This is a genomic window from Micrococcus sp. (genome assembly GCF_034179925.1).
In the GTDB taxonomy this organism is placed as follows: Bacteria; Actinomycetota; Actinomycetes; order Actinomycetales; family Micrococcaceae; genus Micrococcus.
In genome coordinates, this window is record NZ_JAXFPG010000023.1 from 1 (window position 1) to 22,268 (window position 22,268).

General features: G+C 72.6%; 15 protein-coding genes and 1 pseudogene. 14 read left to right on the forward strand and 2 right to left on the reverse strand.

Going from position 1 to position 22,268, the window contains the following annotated elements; translation table 11 throughout:
* Window positions 1-95: 95 nt before the first annotated feature.
* Window positions 96-2,771, reverse strand: a complete 2,676-nt coding sequence (gene valS / locus SPI96_RS04465; RefSeq protein ID WP_321081170.1) for a valine--tRNA ligase — start codon at window positions 2,769-2,771, stop codon at window positions 96-98.
* Window positions 2,772-2,992: 221 nt separating this feature from the next.
* Between valS and SPI96_RS04470 the strand changes: the two genes are divergently transcribed.
* The 7 genes and pseudogenes from SPI96_RS04470 to ndk all read left to right on the forward strand — a co-directional run.
* Window positions 2,993-3,838 carry an SDR family oxidoreductase gene (locus SPI96_RS04470; protein ID WP_321081171.1) on the forward strand — a complete coding sequence of 282 codons (846 nt, stop codon included), beginning with the start codon at window positions 2,993-2,995 and terminating at the stop codon, window positions 3,836-3,838.
* Window positions 3,835-4,401: a hypothetical protein gene (locus SPI96_RS04475; protein WP_321081172.1), complete on the forward strand. Its 567-nt coding sequence runs from the start codon at window positions 3,835-3,837 to the stop codon at window positions 4,399-4,401. The genes SPI96_RS04470 and SPI96_RS04475 overlap by 4 nt, the downstream gene beginning before the upstream one ends.
* Before the next feature lie 299 nt (window positions 4,402-4,700).
* Window positions 4,701-5,744, forward strand: coding sequence for a hypothetical protein (locus tag SPI96_RS04480; RefSeq protein WP_321081173.1), 1,044 nt, complete (start codon window positions 4,701-4,703; stop codon window positions 5,742-5,744).
* Window positions 5,745-6,330: 586 nt separating this feature from the next.
* On the forward strand, window positions 6,331-9,744 hold the full coding sequence (gene ileS / locus SPI96_RS04485) for an isoleucine--tRNA ligase (protein ID WP_321081174.1): 3,414 nt from the start codon (window positions 6,331-6,333) through the stop codon (window positions 9,742-9,744).
* Window positions 9,741-11,330, forward strand: a complete 1,590-nt coding sequence (locus SPI96_RS04490) for a bifunctional folylpolyglutamate synthase/dihydrofolate synthase (protein WP_321081175.1) — start codon at window positions 9,741-9,743, stop codon at window positions 11,328-11,330. The genes ileS and SPI96_RS04490 overlap by 4 nt, the downstream gene beginning before the upstream one ends.
* 134 nt (window positions 11,331-11,464) lie before the next feature.
* On the forward strand, window positions 11,465-11,836 hold the full coding sequence (locus SPI96_RS04495; RefSeq protein WP_321081176.1) for a DUF4233 domain-containing protein: 372 nt from the start codon (window positions 11,465-11,467) through the stop codon (window positions 11,834-11,836).
* Window positions 11,837-11,952: 116 nt separating this feature from the next.
* A pseudogene (gene ndk / locus SPI96_RS04500) lies at window positions 11,953-12,366 on the forward strand (nucleoside-diphosphate kinase); the annotation flags it as partial.
* A 4-nt stretch (window positions 12,367-12,370) separates the two neighbouring features.
* On the opposite strand, the gene SPI96_RS04505 reads toward ndk, so the two are convergent.
* Window positions 12,371-13,021, reverse strand: a complete 651-nt coding sequence (locus tag SPI96_RS04505; RefSeq protein ID WP_321081177.1) for a vitamin K epoxide reductase family protein — start codon at window positions 13,019-13,021, stop codon at window positions 12,371-12,373.
* Between the two features lie 419 nt (window positions 13,022-13,440).
* On the opposite strand from SPI96_RS04505, the gene SPI96_RS04510 reads away from it, so the two are divergent.
* From SPI96_RS04510 to SPI96_RS04540, 7 genes are all read left to right on the forward strand, one after another.
* Complete coding sequence (locus SPI96_RS04510; RefSeq protein WP_321081178.1) at window positions 13,441-16,680, forward strand: Rne/Rng family ribonuclease; 3,240 nt, start codon at window positions 13,441-13,443, stop codon at window positions 16,678-16,680.
* Window positions 16,681-16,828: 148 nt separating this feature from the next.
* Window positions 16,829-17,134, forward strand: coding sequence for a 50S ribosomal protein L21 (gene rplU / locus SPI96_RS04515; RefSeq protein WP_321081179.1), 306 nt, complete (start codon window positions 16,829-16,831; stop codon window positions 17,132-17,134).
* A 52-nt stretch (window positions 17,135-17,186) separates the two neighbouring features.
* Entirely contained in the window at window positions 17,187-17,444 is a 258-nt protein-coding gene (rpmA, locus tag SPI96_RS04520; protein WP_321081180.1) for a 50S ribosomal protein L27, read from the forward strand.
* A 185-nt stretch (window positions 17,445-17,629) separates the two neighbouring features.
* Window positions 17,630-19,198 carry a GTPase ObgE gene (gene obgE, locus SPI96_RS04525; protein WP_321081181.1) on the forward strand — a complete coding sequence of 523 codons (1,569 nt, stop codon included), beginning with the start codon at window positions 17,630-17,632 and terminating at the stop codon, window positions 19,196-19,198.
* A gap of 52 nt (window positions 19,199-19,250) precedes the next feature.
* Window positions 19,251-20,465 (forward strand): glutamate 5-kinase, encoded by a 1,215-nt coding sequence (gene proB / locus SPI96_RS04530; protein WP_321081182.1) that lies wholly within the window; start codon window positions 19,251-19,253, stop codon window positions 20,463-20,465.
* A gap of 44 nt (window positions 20,466-20,509) precedes the next feature.
* Window positions 20,510-21,868 (forward strand): glutamate-5-semialdehyde dehydrogenase, encoded by a 1,359-nt coding sequence (locus SPI96_RS04535; RefSeq protein ID WP_321081183.1) that lies wholly within the window; start codon window positions 20,510-20,512, stop codon window positions 21,866-21,868.
* A gap of 82 nt (window positions 21,869-21,950) precedes the next feature.
* Window positions 21,951-22,190, forward strand: coding sequence for a hypothetical protein (locus SPI96_RS04540; protein WP_321081184.1), 240 nt, complete (start codon window positions 21,951-21,953; stop codon window positions 22,188-22,190).
* Window positions 22,191-22,268: the final 78 nt, after the last annotated feature.

The window sequence follows — 22,268 nt, forward strand, 5'->3', positions numbered from 1 at the left end:
TGGACTCTGCCCCACGACGACGTCGGCCCCGCACCTCCACGTGGAGGTGCGGGGCCGACGTCGTCGTGGGGCAGAGTCCAGGGGAGCGGGCGGGCTCAGGCCTGAGCGCCCTCCTCGGGGGCCTGCAGCTCGACCTCGGAGACGCTCACCTCGTCACCGCCGGCGGCGAGGGTCAGCTCGGCCACGTTGCCGGCAGCCTTGAGATCCTCGACGCCGCCGCGCAGCGCATCCAGCTGCTCCTGCGGGGCCGTGACGGTGGCCCGCAGCACGGGGGTGCGCTGCTTCACCTTGGCCTCGGACTTCGCCTTGCGGACCCCGCTGAGCGCCTGGGCGACGGTCGCGAGCACGGTCGCATCGCCGCCGTCGGCCGCCGAGCGCAGACCGGCGATCTCCTCCGGCAGGCCCGGCCACGGGGCACGGTGCACCGAACCGGTGCGCCACCAGCTCCACACCTCCTCCGTGGCGAAGGGCTGGAAGGGAGCCAGCAGCCGCAGCAGGGTGTCCAGGGTGGTGGCCAGGGTGGCCACCACGGAGGCCTGCTCGGCCTCGCCGCGACCGCCGTAGGCGCGGTCCTTCACCAGTTCCACGTAGTCGTCCGTGAACTGCCAGAAGAAGGACTCGGTCACGTTCAGGGCCCGTGCGTAGTCGTAGGCATCGAACGCGGCGGTGGCCTGCTCCACGGTGTCCGCCAGGCGGCTCAGCAGGGCCGAGTCCAGACGGTTCACCACGACGGCGGCGTCCTCGGCCGAGCGCACCACGGCGTCCTGGGTGGCGCCCAGGTTCAGCACGAACTTCGCCGCGTTGAGCAACTTGATCGCCAGGCGGCGGCCGATCTTCATCTGCGCGACCTCGTAGGCGGTGTCCGCGCCGAGGCGGGCCGAGGAGGCCCAGTAGCGCACGGCGTCGGCGCCGAACTCCTCGAGGATGTCCGTGGGCACCACCACATTGCCCTTGGACTTGGACATCTTCTTGCGGTCGGGGTCGAGGATCCACCCGGACAGCGCGGTGTCCGTCCACGGCACGGAGCCGTTGAGCGCGTCCGCGCGGACCACGGTGGAGAACAGCCACGTGCGGATGATGTCGTGGCCCTGCGGGCGCAGGTCGAACGGGAAGACGTTCGCGAAGAACTCGTCGTCCCGGCTCCACCGGCCCACGATCTGCGGGGTCAGCGAGGAGGTCGCCCAGGTGTCCAGCACGTCCGGGTCGCCGGTGAAGCCGCCGGGCACGTCGCGCTGGTCCTCCGTGAAGCCCGGGGCGGGCTCGGCCACCGGGTCCACCGGCAGGGTGTCCTCGGCCGGCACGATGGGGGAGTCGTAGACCGGCTCGCCCTCGGCATCCAGGGGGTACCAGACGGGGATCGGCACACCGAAGAAACGCTGACGCGAGACCAGCCAGTCGCCGTTGAGGCCCTCCACCCAGTTCTCGTAGCGGTGGCGCATGTGCTCCGGATGCCAGCTCAGCTCCCGGCCGCGGCCGATCAGGCGCTCCCGGCGATCGGCGTCACGGCCCCCGTTGCGCAGATACCACTGGCGGGAGGTGACGACCTCGAGGGGCTTGTCGCCCTTCTCGTAGAAGTTCACCGCGTGGGTGATCTTCTTCGGCTCGCCGTCCAGCAGACCCGCCTCCTGGAGGGCCTCCACCACGGCCTGCTTCGCGGAGAACACCGTCTTGCCGGCGACCGTCCGCTCATAGGCGGCGCGGCCGGCGTCGTCGGTGATCCACTCGGGGACCTCGGCGGAGAACCGGCCGTCACGGCCGATCAGGGTGCGGGTCGGCAGCTGCAGCTCACGCCACCAGGTGACGTCGGTGAGGTCGCCGAAGGTGCAGACCATGGCGATGCCCGAGCCCTTGTCTGGCTTGGCCAGCGGGTGGGCCTTGACCTCCACCTCCACCCCGTACAGCGGGGAGGTGACGGTGGTGCCGAACAGGTGCTGGTAGCGCTCGTCCTCCGGGTGGGCCACCAGGGCCGCACACGAGGCGAGCAGCTCCGGGCGGGTGGTCTCGATGAACACCTGCTCGCCGTCGGGCGCGGTGAACGCGTACCGGTGGTAGGCGCCGGGGACTTCGCGGTCCTCGAGCTCGGCCTGGGCCACGGCGGTGCGGAAGGTGACGTCCCACAGGGTGGGGGCCTCGGCCAGGTAGGCGTCGCCGGCGGCGAAGTTGCGCAGGAAGGCGCGCTGGGAGACGGCGCGGGAGACGTCGTCGATGGTCCGGTAGGTCATGGACCAGTCCACGGACAGGCCCAGGCGGGTGAACAGGTCCTCGAAGACCTTCTCGTCTTGGACCGCGAGCTCCTCGCAGAGCTCGATGAAGTTCTTGCGGGAGACGACGTCCCAGTCCCGCTGGTTCTTGGCGGGCTTCTCCGGGGGACGGTAGCCCTCGATGTACGGCTTGGTCGGGTCGCAGCGGACGCCGTAGTAGTTCTGCACCCGGCGCTCGGTGGGCAGGCCGTTGTCGTCCCAACCCATCGGGTAGAACACGTTCTTGCCGGTCATGCGCTGGTAGCGGGCCAGTACGTCCGTCTGCGTGTAGGAGAACACGTGGCCCACGTGCAGGGAGCCCGAGGCCGTAGGCGGCGGGGTGTCGATCGAGTAGACCTGTGCGCGCGTGGTGTCCGGGTTGAAGGCGTACACGCCCTCCTCGGCCCAGCGGGCGGTGTACTTGTCCTCGAGGCCCTCGAGGGCCGGCTTGTCCGGGACCGCCACCTCGGAGGAGGTGGTGGGGGTCGATGCGTCGGTGGGCGTGTCTGTGCCCTGCGTGTTCTCAGCCATGCCGGCCATTCTCCCACGGCCGGCGACACCCCACGACGGCGGCCGCGAGCCCCCGCAGGGGACGGCCCGGGGCTCCTCGCGGCGGTCCGGTCTGCGCGTTCCCCTCTCCGGCTCGCCGCCCCTGAACCGCTCGCATGGCCCCGTTCTCCGTCGGACCTCCCACCGCCCGACCCGCCGGGCGACCGTGGACCTCGAAGGGCCGATGTGGTTGGGTCACCGACATGACCGCCCTGTCCGTCGAAGACCCCGTCGACCCCACCGACCCGCGGCTCGACCCGGAGCACGCGACGGCGACCGGCGCCGCCCCGGCCGGCCGCGCCGCCGTCGTGACCGGAGCCTCGAGCGGCATCGGCCGCGCCACCGCCCTGCGTCTGGCCCGCACCGGCTGGCAGGTGTTGGCCGTGGCACGTCGGACCGATCGCCTCGAAGGCCTGGCCGTGGAGGCCGCCGATCTGCCCGGCACGGTCACCGTCGTCCCTGCGGACCTGACCACCGAGGAGGGGGTGGCTGCCGTCCTGGCCGCCGCCGAGGCCGTCGGGGGCGTGGACACGCTGGTGAATATCGCCGGCGGTGCTCGCGGGGTGGACGCCGTGGCTGAGGCGCGGACCGAGGACTGGGAGTGGATGTTCCAAGCCAATGTGATGGCCACGCTGCGGCTGACCCGTGCCTTCCTGCCCATGCTCCGTGCCCACGGGGAGGGGACCGTGTTGGTGCTGTCCTCCACGGCGGGGCTGGTCGCCTATGAGGGCGGTGCCGGGTACAACGCGGCGAAGTTCGCTGAGCACGGGATGGTCGGGGCCCTACGGCTGGAGGAGGCTGAGCACAACGTGCGTGTGGTGGAGGTGCTGCCGGGGATGGTGCGCACCGAGGAGTTCTCGCTGCAGCGACTCGGCGGGGATCAGGCTGCGGCGGACGCGGTGTACGCGGGGGTGGAGAAGCCGCTGACCGCGGAGGATGTGGCGGATGTGTGTGCGTACGCGCTGGAGGTGCCACACCATGTGAACCTGGACCAGATCGTGCTGCGCCCGGTGGCCCAGGCCGCCCAGCACAAGGTGATCCGGCGATGAGCGCACGAGGTGATGCGTCGCAGACCGGCGCGGCGACATTCCAGCGCTCCGGCGACACGACCCCCGGCCCCCAGCGCTCCGGCGACATTCCAGCCGGGCAGAACCGCTCGAATGTCGCCCGAGCGCTGGGGGTAGGCCTGGCGGAGAGCGCCTCCACGCTGCTGCCTGTCTCACGGCTGCCACGCACGACGACGGCCCTCGCCGTCGGCGGGACCGTCGCCGTGGCCTTCGGGGCGGCGGCCGGCGTCGCCGCCTTCCGGTCTCCGGTGCAGGAGGCGGAGGACGCGGAGGGGGCGGGCGACCGTGCGCGGGGCCCGCTCGCCATGGCGGGCATGGGACTGGCCGCCGGTGCGGCGCTGGGAACGCTGACCGGTGGAGGCGTGGCGCTCGGGCTGACCGTGGATGCCGCGATCGAGCGGGCCCTGGTCCGTCGCGGCGTGCGGCGTCCGCGCGTCGTGATGGCGGTGGCTGCCGGGGTGCTGAGTGCGGCGATTGAGCTGGCCGACGCAGCCCGGGGCGGTGCGGCCGGCGACGAGCGACGTGAGGGCCCGTCGCACTCCTGAACGCCGGCCCACCACTGAGGAGGGGCCCCGGACCACCTGAGCCTCCGGACGCCCAGCTCGTCGGCCTTCAGCACCCGGGCGACATTCCAGCCGTTCTGCCCCGCTGGAATGTCGTCCGGGCGCTGGGGGTGGGGCTGCACGCGAGGGGGAACGGGGGCGCCGGAGGTGAGGGACGACGTCGTAGGGCACCTGCGCCTCCCGTCCCGCCACTCCTGCACAGGGTGCGGCACGCTGCCGCCCGTCCACGGGTCCCAGCACCCCGGCTGACCCCGGCGAGCCGGAGGCTCCACGCTGGAGGCATGCCGCTCACCGTCGACGATCTCCCCACCTGCGGCGAAGCCCTGCTCACCGCCGCCAAGAGCACCGAGCCCGGCACCGCCCGCTGGCTGCAGCGTGCCTGGCACCGCGGCGAGGTGGTGCGCGTGGCCCCCGGCGTCTACATGGAGACGCTGCGCTGGGCGGAGCTGCCGCCATGGGGCCGGCACGTCACGACGGCGGCGGCCCTGGCCCGCGCGCGCCGACGCCCGCCGGTCTTCACCGGACTCACCGCCGCCCTGCTGATGGGCCTGCCGGTGGCACACACACCTGCAGAGGTGACGATCCGCCGCGACGACGGCCACCGCGGACGTGCTCGGAATAGCGGTCTGTTCGCCGGAGACCAGGCCCATCGGCGGGTTCAGGCGCCGCTGGGCCGTCCGCCGAGGGTCCGCCCCACCTCTGCCCACCCGCCCCTGATGTCGGACCCGGTCTGGCTGACCGCACGGACCTTGGGAGGCCTCGAGCTCGGTACGGTGCTCGTGGACCCGCCGGAGACGGTGGCCCTGACGCTGGCCGCCTGCCTTCCTCCGAAGTGGGCCCTCGCTCCGCTGGACGCGCTGATGCATCGCCGGCCGGATCTGCGTGAACCGGTCGAGGGGGGCGCGGCCGACCTGCTGCCGTCCGCCAGCGCCGAGCGGAGATTTCTGCGGACCTGGGATCTGGTGGAGCCGGCGTCGGAATCGGCGGGGGAGTCGCTGAGCCGGGCGCTGATGTGGGAGGCCGGGATCTCCCGGCCTCAGGTCCAGCGCGAGCACCACGGCCCGCGGGGCGAGTTCCTGGGCAGGACCGACTTCTGGTGGGAGGAGGTGGGCATCGCCGGGGAGTTCGACGGGGCGGGCAAGTACGGGCTTCAGCTGCACGGGAGCGAGGCCGAACGACGGCGCAGCATCCGCCGTGAACAGGATCGGGAGGTCAGGCTGCGCAGGCACCTGCGTGACGTCGTTCACTGGACCTGGCGTGAGCTGTCCAGCCCGCAGTCCCTCGCCGCCGTGCTGGTGCCGCGCGGGGTCCCGCTCGCCCGCTGAGGCCGGGGTTCCCGGCTGGAGCCTCTGAACATGCGCGGGCAAGGGTTCCCTGCCGGAGGCTCTGAACATGTACGGGAGCAGGAGCCGGGTCGAGTCGGGTGCCCGGGCTCCTCGAACTCCAGTATCCAGCGCCGCGGCGACATTCCAGCGTGGCAGACCAGCCGGAATGTCGCCCGGGCGCTGGGAAACGCCGCACCTCCACACCCCTCGCTACCCCGGCCGCCCTCTCCATCCCACCCCCCGGCAGCACCCACCGATCCTCGACAACACCGGCCCGCAACCGATCCTCTACACTGGCCAGCACAGGCGCTGACCCGGCCATCACCGGTGAGCCTCCGGAAGAACAGGCCTGCCGCACGGCCGTCGCACGACCTCGAGCCTCGCGCCCGCACGGCACGCCCCAGTAGACCCGGACGGGGGAGCCCGTCACAGCTCTCATGAAGCGGTCGACGCCGCGCCGGCGCCCTCGCCAGGGGCCCGCCGCACGACGCCGGCAAGCGAGGTGGTACCGCGCCGCCGAGGCTCCCGTAGCCCCGGACGGCGTCCTTGCATCGGAACCGAACGCCCAGGACCGCAAAGGACCGCTGTGTACCCCCTCGCCTCCACCGCCCCCGACGGCCGCACCCCCGCCTCACCCCTGCTGCCGGAGATCGAGGCCCGCATCCTCAGCTACTGGGCCGAGGACGGCACCTTCCAGGCCTCCATCGACCAGCGCCCCGCGCAGAACGAGGACGGCTCCCCGAACGAGTTCGTGTTCTACGACGGCCCGCCCTTCGCCAACGGCCTGCCCCACTACGGCCACCTGCTCACCGGCTACGTGAAGGACCTCGTGGCCCGCTACCAGACCCAGCAGGGCCGCCGTGTGGAGCGCCGCTTCGGCTGGGACACGCACGGCCTGCCCGCCGAGCTCGAGGCCATGAAGCAGCTGGGCATGACCCACAAGGGCGAGATCGAGGCCATGGGCATCGACCGCTTCAACGACGCCTGCCGCGCCTCCGTGCTGAAGTATACGGACCAATGGCAGGACTACGTGACCCGCCAGGCCCGCTGGGTGGACTTCGAGAACGACTACAAGACCCTCACCCCGGACTACATGGAGTCCGTGATCTGGGCGTTCTCCGAGCTGCACCGCAAGGGCCTGACCTACCGCGGCTTCCGCGTGCTGCCCTACTGCTGGAACGATGAGACCCCGTTGTCCAACCATGAGCTGCGCATGGATGACGACGTCTACAAGATGCGCCAGGACCCCTCGGTCACCGTGTCCTTCCCCGTCCTGGGCCTGCCCGAGGATCCGGCGCTGGTGCCCGACGGCGGCGCGGACGCCGAGCTCGCGGCCCGCCTGGCCGGCGTGCATGTGCTCGCCTGGACCACCACGCCCTGGACGCTGCCGACCAACGCGGCGCTCGCCGTCGGGCCGGAGATCGCCTATGCGGTGGTGCCGGCCGGGCCCGAGGGGGCCACGGTGGAGGCTGAACGCTTCCTGCTGGCCGTCGACCGTGTGCCCGCCCACGCCAAGGAGCTCGGCTACGCCGACGCCGACGCCGCCCGGTCGGCGATCGCGGAGACGATCCCGGGTGCCCGTCTGGGGGGTCTGCGCTATGAGCCGCTGTTCACGGACCTGTTCGAGGCCCACCGTGAGGACGAGTTCACGGTGAACGGCCGCACCCTGACCCTGGCGGGGGTCCACCGGATCCTCGTGGACGACTACGTCTCCACGGACGACGGCACCGGCGTGGTCCACCAGGCCCCGGCCTACGGTGAGGACGACCAGCGGGTGTGTGAGGCCAACGGCATCCCCGTGCTGCTCTCGGTGGACTCCGGGGCCCGGTTCCTGCCCCTGTTCGCCCGGGAGGACCTGGGCCGGGGCGACCTGACGGAGATCGCCGGGGTGCAGGTGTTCGAGGCGAACCGGCCGATCATCCGGGCCCTGCGCGCCCTGGGCCGCATCGCCCGGGAGGCCTCCTATGAGCACTCCTACCCGCACTGCTGGCGCTGCCGGAAGCCGCTGATCTACCGGGCGGTGACGTCCTGGTACGTGGCGGTCACGCAGTTCAAGGACCGCATGCTGGAGCTGAACGAGGAGATCAGCTGGATCCCCGGGAACGTGAAGCACGGCCAGTTCGGCACGTGGGTGGCCAACGCCCGCGACTGGTCGATCTCCCGCAACCGCTACTGGGGTTCGCCGATCCCGGTGTGGGAGTCGGACCACCCGGACTACCCCCGGCAGGAGGTCTACGGATCCCTGGCCGAGCTGGAGGAGGCCTTCGGGCGTCTGCCGCGCAACGCCGAGGGTGAGGTGGACCTGCACCGCCCGTGGATCGACGACCTCACCCGCCCGCACCCGGACCCGGAGGCAGCGGCCGCCGGCGCCACGATGCGCCGTGTGGAGGACGTGCTGGATGTCTGGTTCGACTCCGGCTCCATGCCGTACGCGCAGGTGCACTACCCGTTCGAGCGGGCCGAGTGGTTCCCCACGCACAACCCGGCGGACTTCATCGTGGAGTACATCGGCCAGACCCGCGGCTGGTTCTACACGCTGCACATCCTGGCCACCGCCCTGTTCGACCGCCCCGCGTTCTCGAACGTGATCTCCCACGGCATCGTGCTGGGCTCGGACGGGCAGAAGATGTCCAAGTCCCTGCGCAACTACCCGGACGTCACGGAGGTCCTGGACCGGGACGGCTCGGATGCGATGCGCTGGTTCCTGATGGCCAGCCCGATCCTGCGCGGCGGCAACCTGATCGTCACGGAGGAGGGCATCCGGGAGGCGACCCGCCAGGTGATCCTGCCGCTGTGGAACGCGTGGCACTTCTTCACCCTGTACGCCAACACGGCGCACGACGGCGGCGCACGCCCGGAGGGGTACCGCGCCTCGGCGCGGCACGAGTCCGAGGACCCGCTGGATCGTTATGTGCTGGCGGCGACCGGTCGCATGCTGCGCGAGGTCAAGGCCGCGATGGACGCCTACGAGGTCTCGGAGGCCACCGAGGCGCTGCGCGGGTTCATGGACACCCTGACCAACTGGTACATCCGGCGGTCCCGGGAGCGGTTCTTCGCGGAGGACACCGTGGCCATGGATGTGCTGTACACGGTGCTGGAGGCGTTCACCCGCGCCGCCGCCCCGCTGCTGCCGCTGGTCACCGAGGAGATCTGGCGGGGCCTGACCGGCGGCCGCTCCGTGCACCTGTCCGACTACCCGGACGCAGACCTGTTCCCGCACGGGCCGGAGGCGGAGGAGCTCGTGGCCCGTATGGACCTCGTGCGCAGCGTCTCCTCGGCCGGGTCCGCCTTGCGCAAGGCGGCCAAGCGCCGGGTGCGCCTGCCGCTGGCGGTGATGGACGTCGTCGTGCCGGAGGCGGTCGGGCTCGAGGGCACGTTCGCGCGGATCGTGGCGGAGGAGCTGAACCTCAAGGAGGTCCGGCTCGTGGAGCTCACGGAGGAGGCGATCGCCCGGCACGGGATCGCCACCGAGCTGAAGCTGAACTTCCGCGAGCTCGGGAAGGCGTTCGGCAAGCAGGTCCCGCTGATCAAGAGGGCCGTGGACGCTGGGGACTACACGGAGGCCGACGGCGGCCTGCAGGTCACGCTCGCCGACGGCACCGGCGTGATCCTCGCCCCGGAGCTCTACGAGCTGCGCACGGTGGCCGCTGACGCCCCGGCCGGCACCGCCGTGGGCGTGCTGCCCGGCGGCGGGTTCCTCGTGCTGCAGACTGAGGTCTCCGAGGAGCTCGCGGCTGAGGGCACCGCGCGCGATGTGATCCGTGCCGTGCAGGCGGCCCGCAAGGATGCCGGCCTGGAGGTCGCCGACCGGGTGCGCACCCGCATCGAGGGCCCGGCCGCGGTGATCGCCGCGCTCGAGGCCCACCGGGACCTCGTGGCCGCGGACACCCTGACCGTCGCCCTCGAACTGGTGGACTCCGGTGCCGCCGATCCCCGCGCCGACCGGGCTGAGGACGCCATGCGCACCGTGGCCGTGACCGTCGAGAAGGCTCAGGCATGAGCGGGGTCGGCGACGCCGGCACGGTGGCCGAGGTCTACCGGGACCTGCTCTCCCGGGCCCCGGAGAACCGGATGCAGCCGCGGCTGGAGCCGATGCGCCGGGTGCTGGCCCTGCTCGGGGACCCGCAGCAGGCGGCTCCGGTCATCCACCTCACCGGCACCAACGGCAAGACCTCCACGGCCCGGATGATCGAGGCGGTCCTGCGCTCCTACGGGCTGCGCACGGGCCGGTACACCTCCCCGCACCTGCGCTCGGTCACCGAGCGGATCAGCCTGGACGGCGAGCCCGTCGCGGACGAGACGTTCGTGCGGGTGTGGAACGAGATCCTGCCGATCGTCCAGACCGTGGACGCCGAGCTCGAGGCCGACGGCCAGCCCCGCTTGACCTACTTCGAGGCCGTCACCACGCTCGCGTTCGCTGTGTTCGCGGACGCGCCCGTGGAGGTCGTCGTCCTGGAGGTGGGCCTGGGCGGGACCACGGACGCCACCAATGTGGCCGACGGGGCCGTGGCTGTCGTCACCCCCATCTCCCTGGACCACACAGAGCTGCTGGGGCAGACCGAGGCGGAGATCGCCGAGGAGAAGGCCGGGATCATCAAGCCCGGCGGCTTCCTCGTCTCCGCCGCCCAGGACCGCGATGCCGCCCAGGTGCTCCTCGAGGCGGCCCGCGCGGTCCAGGTGCCCTTCCGTTTCGAGGGCGTCGAGTTCGGGGTGGTCGAGCGCTCCCTGGCCGTCGGCGGCCAGCAGGTCTCCGTGCGTGGCCTCGCCTCCGAGTACCGGGACCTGTTCCTTCCTCTGCATGGCGAGCACCAGGCTGAGAATCTGGCTGTGGCGATCGCCGCGTTGGAGGCCTTCCTCGGCGGCGGTGAGCGCCCCCTGGAGGAGGACCTGCTCCGTGAGGGGCTGGCCCAGGTGAGCTCTCCGGGCCGGCTCGAGGTGCTGCGCACCGCCCCCACGGTGATCGTGGACGCCGCTCATAATCCCGCTGGTGTGCGGGCCACCGCCCGTGCTGTGCAGGAGGCCTTCGGGTTCACCCGTCTGGCGCTCGTGGTGGGGGTGCTCGCAGAGAAGGATGCCCGCGGGATGCTCGAGGCCCTTTACCGGGCCTTCGGTGACGATGTCGAGGACATCGCCCTGACCCAGTCCGCCTCGCCCCGGGCCGTGCCGGCAGGGGATCTGGCGGCGCTCGCGGTGGACGCCGGTTGGGGGGAGGACGACGTGTTCGTCACTGAGTCCGTTCCGGATGCCCTGGAGTGGGCGGTGGGCCGGGCTGAGGCCGTGGAGACGAGTGCGGACGCCCTGGCCTCCGGCACCGGCGGCGGGGTGCTCGTGCTCGGCTCGATCACGCTCGCGGCGGAGGTCCGGGCCCTGCTGGGGGAGCCGTCCCATGCCGGTCCGGTCACCGTGGCCGCCCGCGGCCTGGATCCCGCGGACCTGCTGGCGGCCACCGGCCTGGAGGATGGCGAGGGTGCTCTGGACCCGGAGGTGATCGCCCTACTGGACGAGGCCGACGACGCTCCGGGCATCGACGCCGGCCAGCTCTCCGATGCCGCCCAGGTCTCCGACGACGACGGAGCGCACCGATGAGCCCCGCCGCGCCCCGGGACTCCGGCGCCGAGAGGTCCGACACCGAGACGTTCGGCAGGGAGGCCTGGCGGCCGGCCCGGCAGACGCGTGCTCAGCGGCAGTGGCGGCCGGGGCTCCGGCGGCGGACCCGTTCCGTGCGAGCCCTGTTCACCTCGACGGTGCTGTGCCTGGAGGCGGTGCTGCTGTTCTTCCTGGGCATGACGCTCTTCGGCCTGCACCGGGGGGAGCCGGTGGCTCCCTGGTTCGCGGGCGGCTTCGCGGCCCTGGCCCTGGTGGCTGTGCTCACGTGCGCACTGGTGCGCCGTCCGGTGGGCATCGCGATCGGCTGGGCCCTGCAGGCGGTGCTCGTGGTGTCCGGGGTGTGGGAGTCCTCGATGCTGGTGATCGGCCCGCTGTTCGCGTTGACGTGGTGGTACGCCGTCACCAAGGGGGAGCAGCTGGACCGGGAGAACGTGCGCCGGGAGCAGGAGCAGCGCGCCTGGGAGCAGGCGCACCCGCAGGGGTGAAGCGCACTCGCAGGGGTGAACTGGCCCGGCCCCGCGCACTAGTGTGATGCCGGACACCCTGATCCGTCCCCACGCCCGTCTTACCCCATCCCACCCCCGTCTGAGAGGAGCCCTCCGTGTCCGAGCAGGTGGAAGAGACCCTCGTCCTGGTCAAGCCCGATGGCGTCCGGCGCCGCCTCACCGGCGAGATCATCGCCCGCATCGAGCGCAAGGGGTATGAGGTGGCCGACCTGCGCCGTCTCACCCCGTCCCGTGCCCTGCTGGAGCGGCACTACGCCGAGCACGAGGGCAGGCCGTTCTTCGGCCCGCTCGTGGAGTTCATGGCCTCGGGGCCGGTGGTGGCCCTGCGGGTGCGCGGGCACCGGGTGGTCGAGGGGGTGCGCGCCCTGGCCGGGGCCACGGACCCGACGGCGGCCGCTCCGGGCACCATCCGCGGGGACTTCGGCCGGGACTGGGGCGGGCCGGTGCAGCAGAACCTCGTGCACGGATCCGATTCGCCGGCCTCGGCCGCCGTCGTGGTGCCGGGGTGGGGTCTCAGGCCAGACCGATCACTCCCAGGCCCAGCTCCAGCAGGATCGAGACGAAGATCCCGGCGAAGAGCACCACCACCAGCGGCCAGGCGAGGTCACGGGCGAGGGCGCGGGCGCGCGGGCCGGCGGGGATGACGCCGGTCTGGATGTTGCGGGAGGTCAGCAGGACGATCTGCATGATCACCATGGACCAGATGACCATGCAGTAGAGGCACAGGGTGCCGATCGAGTACACGGCGGAGTACCAGAACCACACCACGAGGGCGAAGCCGCCCAGCACGCCGATGTTCATGGCGATCCAGTACCAGCGGTGGAAGCGGGCCCCGGCCAGCAGGGACACGGCCACCGTGATCAGCACGGGGAAGGCCACCAGGCCGATGTAGTTGTTGGAGAACCCGAAGGTGATCGCCTGCCATGACTTCAGCACGGTGCCGCAGGAGAGCCAGGGGTTGAGGTCGCAGCTGGCCCGGTAGTCCGGGTCGGCGGCCATGTTGGCGCCCTCCATCATGATGATGATCGTGGTGGTCAGCCCGACCACGGAGGTCACGAGGAGCATCAGGGCGGTGCCCCACGGGCGGGCGAACCAGGAGAGGTCTGTGCGGTCCGGGTGCCCGGCGGTCTCGGCCGGCGGCACGGTCATGGCGGTGGCGTTCATGCTGCGCAGTCTAGGCCTCGACCCTGGCCGTCAGCGGTGTGCGTCACGAGGGATCGGAGGCGCGTGTGAGAGGATGGCCCCGGCTGACCCGTGGCCACACCGTGGGTCCGCCCGCTGCGCGCTCGACGACGGGCCGCCGCCGACGACGCCCCGGGACCGAAGGTCCAGCGGGGGAGGTACCGGGCATTCCGGTGGCCCCGAACGTCCGGCGGTGAAGGCCCCGAGCACTCTCGGACGTCGGTCTGCAGCGGTTCCGCGTCGCCGATGGCACGCGGTCCATCCGAGGACTTCTTTCGTGGTGCCCGTCCTCCGGCGCACCCCGCCGCGTCAGCCGTGGCCGGGGGCAACGCTGCCGGGGCGGGCCTGAGTCGCCGCGGCGGGGGCGAGTGTGGCGCCGCCGCGCGGCCGGAGGTGCTGCCATGGCGGCCGAGACGGACATCAACGGCGCGGAGGAACGCGCACAGGGCCTGGATCAGGAAGCGCAGGCCCTGGACCATGAGTCGGAGGGCACGCAGGGTCAGACCCGGCAGCCCCAGCAGGTGCAGGACCGGGAGACGGTGCAGGAGGCAGGCGCTGACGCGGAGCCCCCGACGCCGGCCGGGGATGCCGACGGGGCCGATGAGTCCGCCGAATCCTCCTCAGAGGAGCCGGAGGCCGCGGAGCTGGAGGCCGGGGCCCCGGAGGCTCCCCGTTACGACCCCTTCGACCCGTTCGCGGTGCCGGCTGAGGTCCTGGACATGCTGCGCACCCCCGAGCGCACGGCCGAGCGCGGCCAGGAGGACGCCGACGAGGACGAGGACGGCGGCGAGCGCCCCTCGGGGATCCGTCGGCGCCGTCGTCGTCGCCGTGGTGCGGTGGACATGGAGCTCGAGGGTGGGGAGGCCGGGGACCCGGAGCACACGGTGACTCGTGTGCGGGCCCCGCGCCGGGCCCAGAGCGCCCCGGACACCGTGCAGGGCGTCAAGGGATCCACCCGACTGGAGGCCAAGCGCCAGCGCCGCCGCGAGTCCCGCTCCGGGGGGCGGCGTCGCACCGTGATCACCGAGGCCGAGTTCCTCGCCCGCCGGGAGGCGGTGGACCGCAAGATGCTGGTGCGCCAGCGCGAGCACCGCATCCAGATCGCCGTGCTCGAGGACGGCGTGCTCGCCGAGCACTTCGTCTCCAATACCACGCAGGACTCGCTGATCGGCAACGTGTACCTGGGCAAGGTGCAGAACGTGCTGCCCTCCATGGAGGCCGCGTTCGTGGACATCGGCCGCGGCCGCAACGCGGTGCTCTACGCCGGTGAGGTCAACTGGGACGCCGCCCAGCTGGACGGCAAGCCCAAGAAGATCGAGAACGCCCTGAAGTCCGGCGACTCCGTGCTCGTGCAGGTCACCAAGGATCCGGTGGGCCACAAGGGCGCCCGGCTGACCAGCCAGATCTCCCTGCCCGGCCGTTACCTCGTGTACGTGCCGGACGGCTCCATGACGGGCATCTCCCGCAAGCTGCCGGATGTGGAGCGCTCGCGTCTGAAGAAGATCCTCAAGGACCACCTGCCGCAGGACGCCGGTGTGATCGTGCGCACGGCGGCCGAGGGCACCTCCGAGCAGGAGCTGCAGAACGACATCAACCGGCTGCGCGCGCAGTGGGAGGGCATCCAGGAGAAGGCCGCCTCCACCAAGGTGCTGGCCCCGGAGCTGCTCTACTCCGAGCCGGACTTGACCATCAAGACCGTCCGTGACGTCTTCAACGAGGACTTCTCAGCCATGCTCGTGCAGGGCGAGAAGACCTGGGACGGCATCGAGGCGTACGTCACCTATGTGGCTCCGCACCTGCTGGACCGGCTGCACCACTGGGTGCCTGAGGACCATGACGGCGAGGACCTCTACGCCACCCACCGGGTGGACGAGCAGCTGCACAAGGCGCTCGAGCGCAAGGTGTACCTGCCCTCGGGCGGCTCCCTGGTGATCGACCGCACCGAGGCGATGACCGTGGTGGACGTCAACACGGGCAAGTTCACCGGTTCCGGGGGCAACCTGGAGGAGACCGTCACCAAGAACAACCTCGAGGCCGCTGAGGAGATCGTCCGCCAGCTGCGTCTGCGGGACATCGGCGGGATCATCGTGATCGACTTCATCGACATGGTCCTGGAGGCCAACCGTGAGCTGGTGCTGCGGCGTCTGGTGGAGTGCCTGGGCCGGGACCGCACCAAGCACCAGGTGGCGGAGGTGACCTCGCTCGGGCTCGTGCAGATGACGCGCAAGCGCATGGGCACCGGTCTCGTGGAGGTCTTCTCGGAGGTCTGTGAGCACTGCGGCGGACGCGGGATCATCATCCACGACGACCCCGTGGAGCGCGCGGGGTGGCGGCACGACTCCCGCGGCGAGGGCGAGGGGCGGCGCAAGAAGCGTCACCGTGCCGCGTCCGCTGAGGCCTCCCCGGCTCCGGTGGCGGGGGAGGAGACCGAGCAGGAGCGTGAACGTCGTCAGCGCGCCGAGGCGGCGCGTGCGGCCCTGATGTCCATCGCGAAGGCCTCCGGCAAGGCCGCCGACGACGCCGAGCCCGGGCAGAGCGCTCAGGGCACCGAGGGCGGTGACCGGCAGGGCGAGGGGCAGAGCGCGGGACAGGGCCCCGGCCAGGACGCTGAGGGCGCCGAGGGCGCCGGGTCCGAGGAGACCTCGGAGGGCCGTCGCCGCAAGCGGCGTGGCCGCCGTCGGGGTCGGGGCCGGGGTGAGGAGTCCCGTGCCGGCGAGTCTGCGGGGGAGCAGTCCGAGGGGTCTGAGGCCGCCGCATCCGAGGCTGCTGCCTCGTCTGAGCAGGCCGAGGACCATGGCCGTGCGGGCCAGGAGCCTGTGCCGGCCGAGGGCGTCGCTGCTGAGGGCACGGAGCCGGGCGGCCAGGGTGCGGAGAGCGCTGATGTGGAGAGCACCGAGGCAGAGAGCATCGACGCGGAGAGCGCAGTCGCGGAGACCGCCGCATCCGAGGGTGACGCCTCGGAGGGGCGCCGCCGCAGCCGGGGCTCGCGGGGCCGCCGTGGACGCTCGTGGGGCCGTTCCGGCGCCACGGACGAGACCCAGGCGGCTGAGGAGGCGCAGGAGGCTGAGCGGACGCAGCCGGCTCCGACGGTCGAGTCCGCTGAGCCTGCCGCTCCGGCCGCCCCGGCCGCCCCGCGTCGTCGTCGCGGTCCGCGCCGGGCCTCGAGCGACGGCGTGACCACCGCGCCGGCTGCGCCGGCCCCCGCTGCGGCGCAGACTCCCGAGGCTGTGGCCCCGGAGGTCGCTGACGTCGAGGCCCCCTCGGTCTCTGAAGCTGCCGAGACCCCTGCGGCTCCGGCCGCTTCCGAGGCCCCCGCAGCAGCCGAGGCTCCGGCCGCGGCCGCGCCCACGCGTGCGCGCCGCTCCCGCCGGGCTGCCTCCTCGGACGGCGTGACCGTCCGGGTCGGCCGGGAGGAGCAGGCCCCGTCCACCGGGGGCCGCTTCGTGGCCGCTGCCCCGCAGGCCGAGCCCGCCGCGCCGGTCCCCGCCGAGGGGGTCGCCCCGGTGATGCTCGGGGGGGGTGTGAAGGCGGAGGAAATCGTCCGTCCCGGCTGCCCCGCCTCGGCGGGTTGCCCCGCCCGAGTGGGTGGGCGACGCGCCGGGCGGAGGACCGTTTGGCCCGACGCCGGGGGCCGGGTATGATGGACACTCGGTGTTCACCCCGCAGGCTCCCGCACGTCCTCGTCCCGTCCCCGGGCAGGACCGCCGGACCCGGACGCGAAGCGGTCGAGGTGCGGGCGAGTGGACCTGAACCACGTATCCATGCAACGTCGAGAGAAGTGAGTCCCAAGTGGTGTACGCGATTGTCCGCGCTGGCGGCCGCCAGGAGAAGGTCTCTGTCGGAGACCTCGTTACCCTCGACCGCGTCCCCGCTGAGACCGGTGGCTCCGTCGAGCTCCCCGCTCTGATGCTGGTGGACGGGTCGAACGTCAAGGCGGGCGCCGACGCCGCCGGTGTGAAGGTGACCGCCGAGGTCGTCTCCCACTCCCGTGGCAAGAAGATCGTCATCCAGAAGTTCAAGAACAAGACCGGGTACAAGAAGCGTCAGGGCCACCGCTCTGAGCTGTCCACGGTCAAGATCACCGGGATCGCCTGAGTCGCACCCGCGGCAGACGAACCCGACGCAACCGAGAGGTTAGGCATCAGCAATGGCACACAAGAAGGCCGGCAGCTCCTCCAAGAACGGCCGTGACTCGAACCCCCAGTACCTCGGCGTCAAGCGCTTCGGCGGCGAGGAGGTGAACGCCGGCGAGATCATCGTCCGCCAGCGTGGCACCAAGTTCCACCCGGGCCACAACGTGGGCCGCGGCAAGGACGACACCCTGTTCGCCCTGTCCGCCGGCTCCGTGGCCTTCGGCCAGCGCCGCGGCCGCAAGGTCGTGGACATCGTCCTGGCCGGCGAGTGATCCCCACACTCACGGACTGAGCGTCCGGGCCCGCATGCTGCGGGCCCAGCGGCGCCCCTGACGCCTCCGGCGGGGGCGGGTCACTGTTCGCACAGGACCCGCCTCCGCCGTTCGCGTTCCCGGCGGGCCCCACGCCCGCCCCCCATCTGCCGCTCCGGCGGCACCCGACTCCCCAGGAGAGCCCCATGGCCGCCTTCGTGGACCGCGTGGTCCTGCACCTCACCGCCGGCAACGGCGGGCACGGCTGCGTGTCCGTCCACCGGGAGAAGTTCAAGCCCCTCGGCGGGCCCGACGGCGGCAACGGCGGCAACGGCGGTGACATCACCCTCGTCGTCGACTCGCAGACCACCACGCTGCTGAACTACCACCACGCCCCGCACCGCACAGCCGAGAACGGCCAGCCCGGCATGGGCGACCACCGCGCCGGCAAGCACGGGGAGTCCCTGATCCTGCCCGTGCCGGACGGCACCGTGGTCAAGGACCCCGAGGGCAACATCCTCGCGGACCTGGTGGGGGAGGGGGCCACCTATGTGGCCGCCGCCGGCGGTCAGGGCGGCCTGGGCAACGCCGCGCTGTCCTCCGTCAAACGCAAGGCCCCCGGCTTCGCCCTCCTCGGGCTGCCCGGCGAGCAGGCCGAGCTGACCCTGGAGATCAAGACGGTCGCGGACATCGCGCTCGTCGGCTTCCCCTCTGCGGGCAAGTCCTCGCTCATCGCAGCGATCTCCGCCGCCCGCCCCAAGGTGGCGGACTACCCGTTCACCACGCTCGTGCCGAACCTCGGCGTGGTGCAGGCCGGCGATGTCCGCTTCACCGTGGCCGACGTACCCGGGCTGATCCCCGGCGCGTCCGAGGGCAAGGGCCTGGGCCTGGAGTTCCTGCGCCATGTGGAGCGCTGCGCCGCGCTCGTGCACGTGCTGGACTGCGGCACGCTCGAGCCGGACCGGGACCCCATCGCGGACTTCGAGGCCATCGAGGCGGAACTGGAGGCCTACGCCGTCGAGCCGGTGTTCTCCCAGGGCGGCGGCGGGGTCGTGCCCCTGAACGAGCGTCCGCGCCTGGTCGCCCTCAACAAGACCGACCTGCCGGACGGCGCCGCCATGGCGGACATGGTCCGCGCAGAGCTGGAGTCCCGTGGCCTGCGGGTGTTCGACATCTCCGCGCTGGCCCGCAACGGCCTGGACGCCCTGAAATACGCGATGGCCGAGCTGGTCACCGAGGCTCGCGCCCGCGAGCCCGAGCCCGAGGCGGCGCCCGTCGTCGAGGTGCCGCGCACGCGCCGCCGCCGCGGCGGGGAGCATGCCGACTTCACCGTGCGCCGCGAGGAGCGGAACCTGGCCCCGCTGTTCCGGGTGCGCGGGGACAAGCCCGAGCGCTGGGTGGCCCAGACCGACTTCCAGAACGACGAGGCCATCGGCTACCTCGCCGACCGCCTGCACCGTGCCGGTGTGGAGGACGCGCTGTTCAAGGCCGGCGCCACCCCGGGTGACGCCGTCGTGATCGGAGACGACGAGACCGGCGTCGTGTTCGACTGGGAGCCCACGCTCTCCGCCGGCGCCGAGCTGCTGGCCGGCCCCCGCGGCACCGACCTGCGCCTGGAGGAGCGCACCCGCGCCACCCGCGCGGAGAAGCGTGCCGAACAGGACGCCCGCAAGGCCGCCCGTGCCGCCACCCGCGCGGAGATGGAGGCCGAGCGCCGCGCCGGGATCTGGACCGAGACCTACGATCGAGACGAGGACGGCGACGACGGTCGGTGACCATGCCGCCGACCGCGGCCGTCCGTGACCTGTCCGCCCACCGAGGAGGATCATGACCCGACGCCACACCACCGTGTTCCGCTACGCGACCCCCGCCACCGGGCAGGCCGGCGACCCCAAGGCCAACCCCGTGGTGCACCGTGAGGACGTCGGCCGTGCACGGCGGGTGGTGATCAAGATCGGCTCATCCTCCCTGACCTCCCCGGAGGGTCTGCGGACCGAGGCCATCGACCGATTGGTGGATCTGATCGCGGCCATGCGTTCCCGGGGCACCCAGGTGGTGCTGGTCTCCTCCGGTGCCATCGCCGCAGGCTTCCCGGTGCTCGGGCTCACCCGCCGCCCCAAGGACACCGCCACTCAGCAGGCGGCGGCAGCCGTGGGCCAGAACCGCTTGATGGCGTACTACTCCAACGCCTTCGCCCGGCATGAGGTGGAGGTGGCCCAGGTGCTGCTCACGGCGGAGGAGCTCATGCGCCGCAAGCAGTACACCAACGCGCACCGTGCGCTCGCCCGTCTGCTCACCCTGGACGTGCTGCCCATCGTCAACGAGAACGACACCGTGGCCACCCGCGAGATCCGCTTCGGGGACAACGACCGCCTGGCCGCCCTGACCGCGAACCTCGTGAAGGCGGACCTGCTCGTGCTGCTCTCGGACGTCGACGCCCTCTACAACGGCCACCCCTCCCTGCCGGGAACCCGGAGGATCCCGGTGGTGTCCTCGGACGAGGACCTCGCAGGGGTGGACGTGCGCACCCCGGGCTCGGCCGGCGTCGGGACCGGCGGCATGGTCACCAAGGTGGATGCGGCCGGGATCGCCGCGACCACCGGCATCCCCACCCTGCTGACCTCCTCAGCCCTGGCCGCCCAGGCCCTGGCCGGTGAGGACGTCGGGACCTGGTTCTCGGCGGTGGGCCGGCGTCGCTCGGCTCGCGCGGCCTGGCTGGGCCTGACCGCGGAAGCCCGCGGCCGGCTGACCATCGACGACGGCGCCGTGGCCGGGGCGATCGCGCGCGGGCGCTCCCTGCTGGCAGCGGGGATCGTGGCCGCCCACGGCGAGTTCACCGCCGGGGACGTCGTGGAGATCGCGGACCGGCGCGGCCGGGTGCTCGCCCGCGGCCTGGTCCAGTACTCCTCCTCGCAGCTGCCGGCCATGCTTGGCCGCTCCACCTCCCAGCTCAAGGCGGACCTGGGGGCGGGCTACGACGGCGTGGTGGTGCACGCCGACGACTGGGCCGGGCTCGCGCCCACGCACTCGCCGTATCGCTGAGACCTGCGCCGCCGTCCGCCGGTGGCCTTCAGTACAGTGAGGGCATGAGCGACGCATCCGACGCCCCCGCCCAGACCACCGAGCAGGCCGAGGCCCGCACCGGCCGTCAGGGCTCCGACCCGGCCTTGGTCGAGGAGATCCTCGCCCGGTCCGAGCGGGCCCGTGCCGCCGCCCCGGAGCTGGCCGCCGCCGGCCGGGAGCGCAAGGACCGCGCCCTGCGCGCCCTGGCCACCGCCCTGCGCGAGGCGCGGGTGTCCGTGCTCGCCGCCAACGAGGAGGACCTCGAGCGTGGCCGCGCCGCAGGCACCTCGGCGGCACTGCTGGACCGCCTGCGCCTGGACGGCGAGCGGCTCGAGGCCCTGGCCGTGGCCCTCGAGGACCTGGCCGGGCTGCCGGACCCGGTGGGCGCCGTCGTGCGCGGCGGCACCCTGCCCAACGGTGTACGCATGCAGCAGGTCCGTGTGCCCCTGGGCGTGGTCGGCGCCGTGTACGAGGCGCGCCCGAACGTCACCGTGGACATCGCCGGCATCGCGCTGAAGTCCGGCAACGCGGTGCTCCTGCGCGGCGGCTCCGCAGCCGAGCGCACCAACGCGATGCTCGTGCAGGTGCTCCGGGAGGCCCTCATGGCCCAGGGCTTCGACGCGGACCTCGTGCAGGGCATCGACGACCTCGGCCGCCCGGGTGTGGCCGCCCTGATGGCCACCCGCGGCAGCGTGGACGTGCTGGTGCCGCGCGGCGGGCGGGACCTCATCCAGACCGTGGTGCGCGAGGCCCGTGTGCCCGTGATCGAGACGGGCGAGGGCAACGTCCACCTGTTCGTGGACGCCTCGGCCCCCGCGGACATGGCCGTGGAGATCGTGATGAACTCCAAGACGCACCGCACCTCCGTGTGCAATGCCGCCGAGACCCTCCTGCTGCACCGCGAGGCGGAGCAGACCGGGCGTGAAGTGCTGCGTGCGCTGACCCGCGCCGGTGTGCTGCTGCACGTGGACGAGGGCTCCCGGGCCTGGCTGCCGGCCCCGGAAGACCGCGGCGCCGCCGGCCGGGAGGCCGTGGACGCCACCGAGGAAGACTGGGGCCGGGAGTACCTGGACATGGAGATGGCCGTGCGCATGGTCGACTCCCTGGACGAGGCCGTCGAGCACATCGGGCGCTGGTCCACCGGCCACACCGAGGCGATCGTCACCAACGATCTCGCGAACGCAGAGCGCTTCGTCGCCGAGGTGGACGCGGCGGCCGTGATCGTCAACGCCTCCACCCGCTTCACCGACGGCGGCCAGCTCGGCCTGGGCGCGGAGGTGGGCATCTCCACCCAGCGGATGCACGCGCGCGGGCCGATGGGCCTGGAGGAGCTGACCACCACCAAGTGGATCCTGCGCGGCGACGGGCAGGTCCGGCGGTGACGGCCGCTAGACTGGCGCCCGAGTCCACCGGCGCTGCGGGGCCCGCCCCCGTGCCGTCGTCGTCCCGCACCGAGGAGCACCCATGCTGAACACCGCACTGACCCTGGCCGCCGCCGGCGGCCATGAGGGCGGCCACATCGTCAACGAGCTGCCGATGCACCCGATCTGGTACGGCGTGATCGTCTTCGTGGCGCTCATGGCCCTGCTGATGGCCATCATGTCCATGCGCTCGGTGGGCCTGCGCCACCCGGAGCCGACGACGGCCATGCGCCCCCACGGCGGCGCCGACCACGGCCGCGGCTCCCACACCGCCGGCCACTGACCCCTCCGCGGGCGGGGCCCCCACCGCCCCCCCCCGCCCCGGAACCCCATGGCCCCCGCCACTGGCCCCGCACCCACC

Bases quoted from the DNA above. Each gene is read 5' to 3' on its own strand.
- valS (WP_321081170.1), bottom strand. From the start codon at position 2,771: ATGGCTGAGAACACGCAGGGCACAGACACGCCCACCGACGCATCGACC.
- SPI96_RS04470 (WP_321081171.1), top strand. From the start codon at position 2,993: ATGACCGCCCTGTCCGTCGAAGACCCCGTCGACCCCACCGACCCGCGG.
- SPI96_RS04475 (WP_321081172.1), top strand. From the start codon at position 3,835: ATGAGCGCACGAGGTGATGCGTCGCAGACCGGCGCGGCGACATTCCAG.
- SPI96_RS04480 (WP_321081173.1), top strand. From the start codon at position 4,701: ATGCCGCTCACCGTCGACGATCTCCCCACCTGCGGCGAAGCCCTGCTC.
- SPI96_RS04490 (WP_321081175.1), top strand. From the start codon at position 9,741: ATGAGCGGGGTCGGCGACGCCGGCACGGTGGCCGAGGTCTACCGGGAC.
- SPI96_RS04505 (WP_321081177.1), bottom strand. From the start codon at position 13,021: ATGAACGCCACCGCCATGACCGTGCCGCCGGCCGAGACCGCCGGGCAC.
- SPI96_RS04510 (WP_321081178.1), top strand. From the start codon at position 13,441: ATGGCGGCCGAGACGGACATCAACGGCGCGGAGGAACGCGCACAGGGC.
- rpmA (WP_321081180.1), top strand. From the start codon at position 17,187: ATGGCACACAAGAAGGCCGGCAGCTCCTCCAAGAACGGCCGTGACTCG.
- obgE (WP_321081181.1), top strand. From the start codon at position 17,630: ATGGCCGCCTTCGTGGACCGCGTGGTCCTGCACCTCACCGCCGGCAAC.
- proB (WP_321081182.1), top strand. From the start codon at position 19,251: ATGACCCGACGCCACACCACCGTGTTCCGCTACGCGACCCCCGCCACC.
- SPI96_RS04535 (WP_321081183.1), top strand. From the start codon at position 20,510: ATGAGCGACGCATCCGACGCCCCCGCCCAGACCACCGAGCAGGCCGAG.
- SPI96_RS04540 (WP_321081184.1), top strand. From the start codon at position 21,951: ATGCTGAACACCGCACTGACCCTGGCCGCCGCCGGCGGCCATGAGGGC.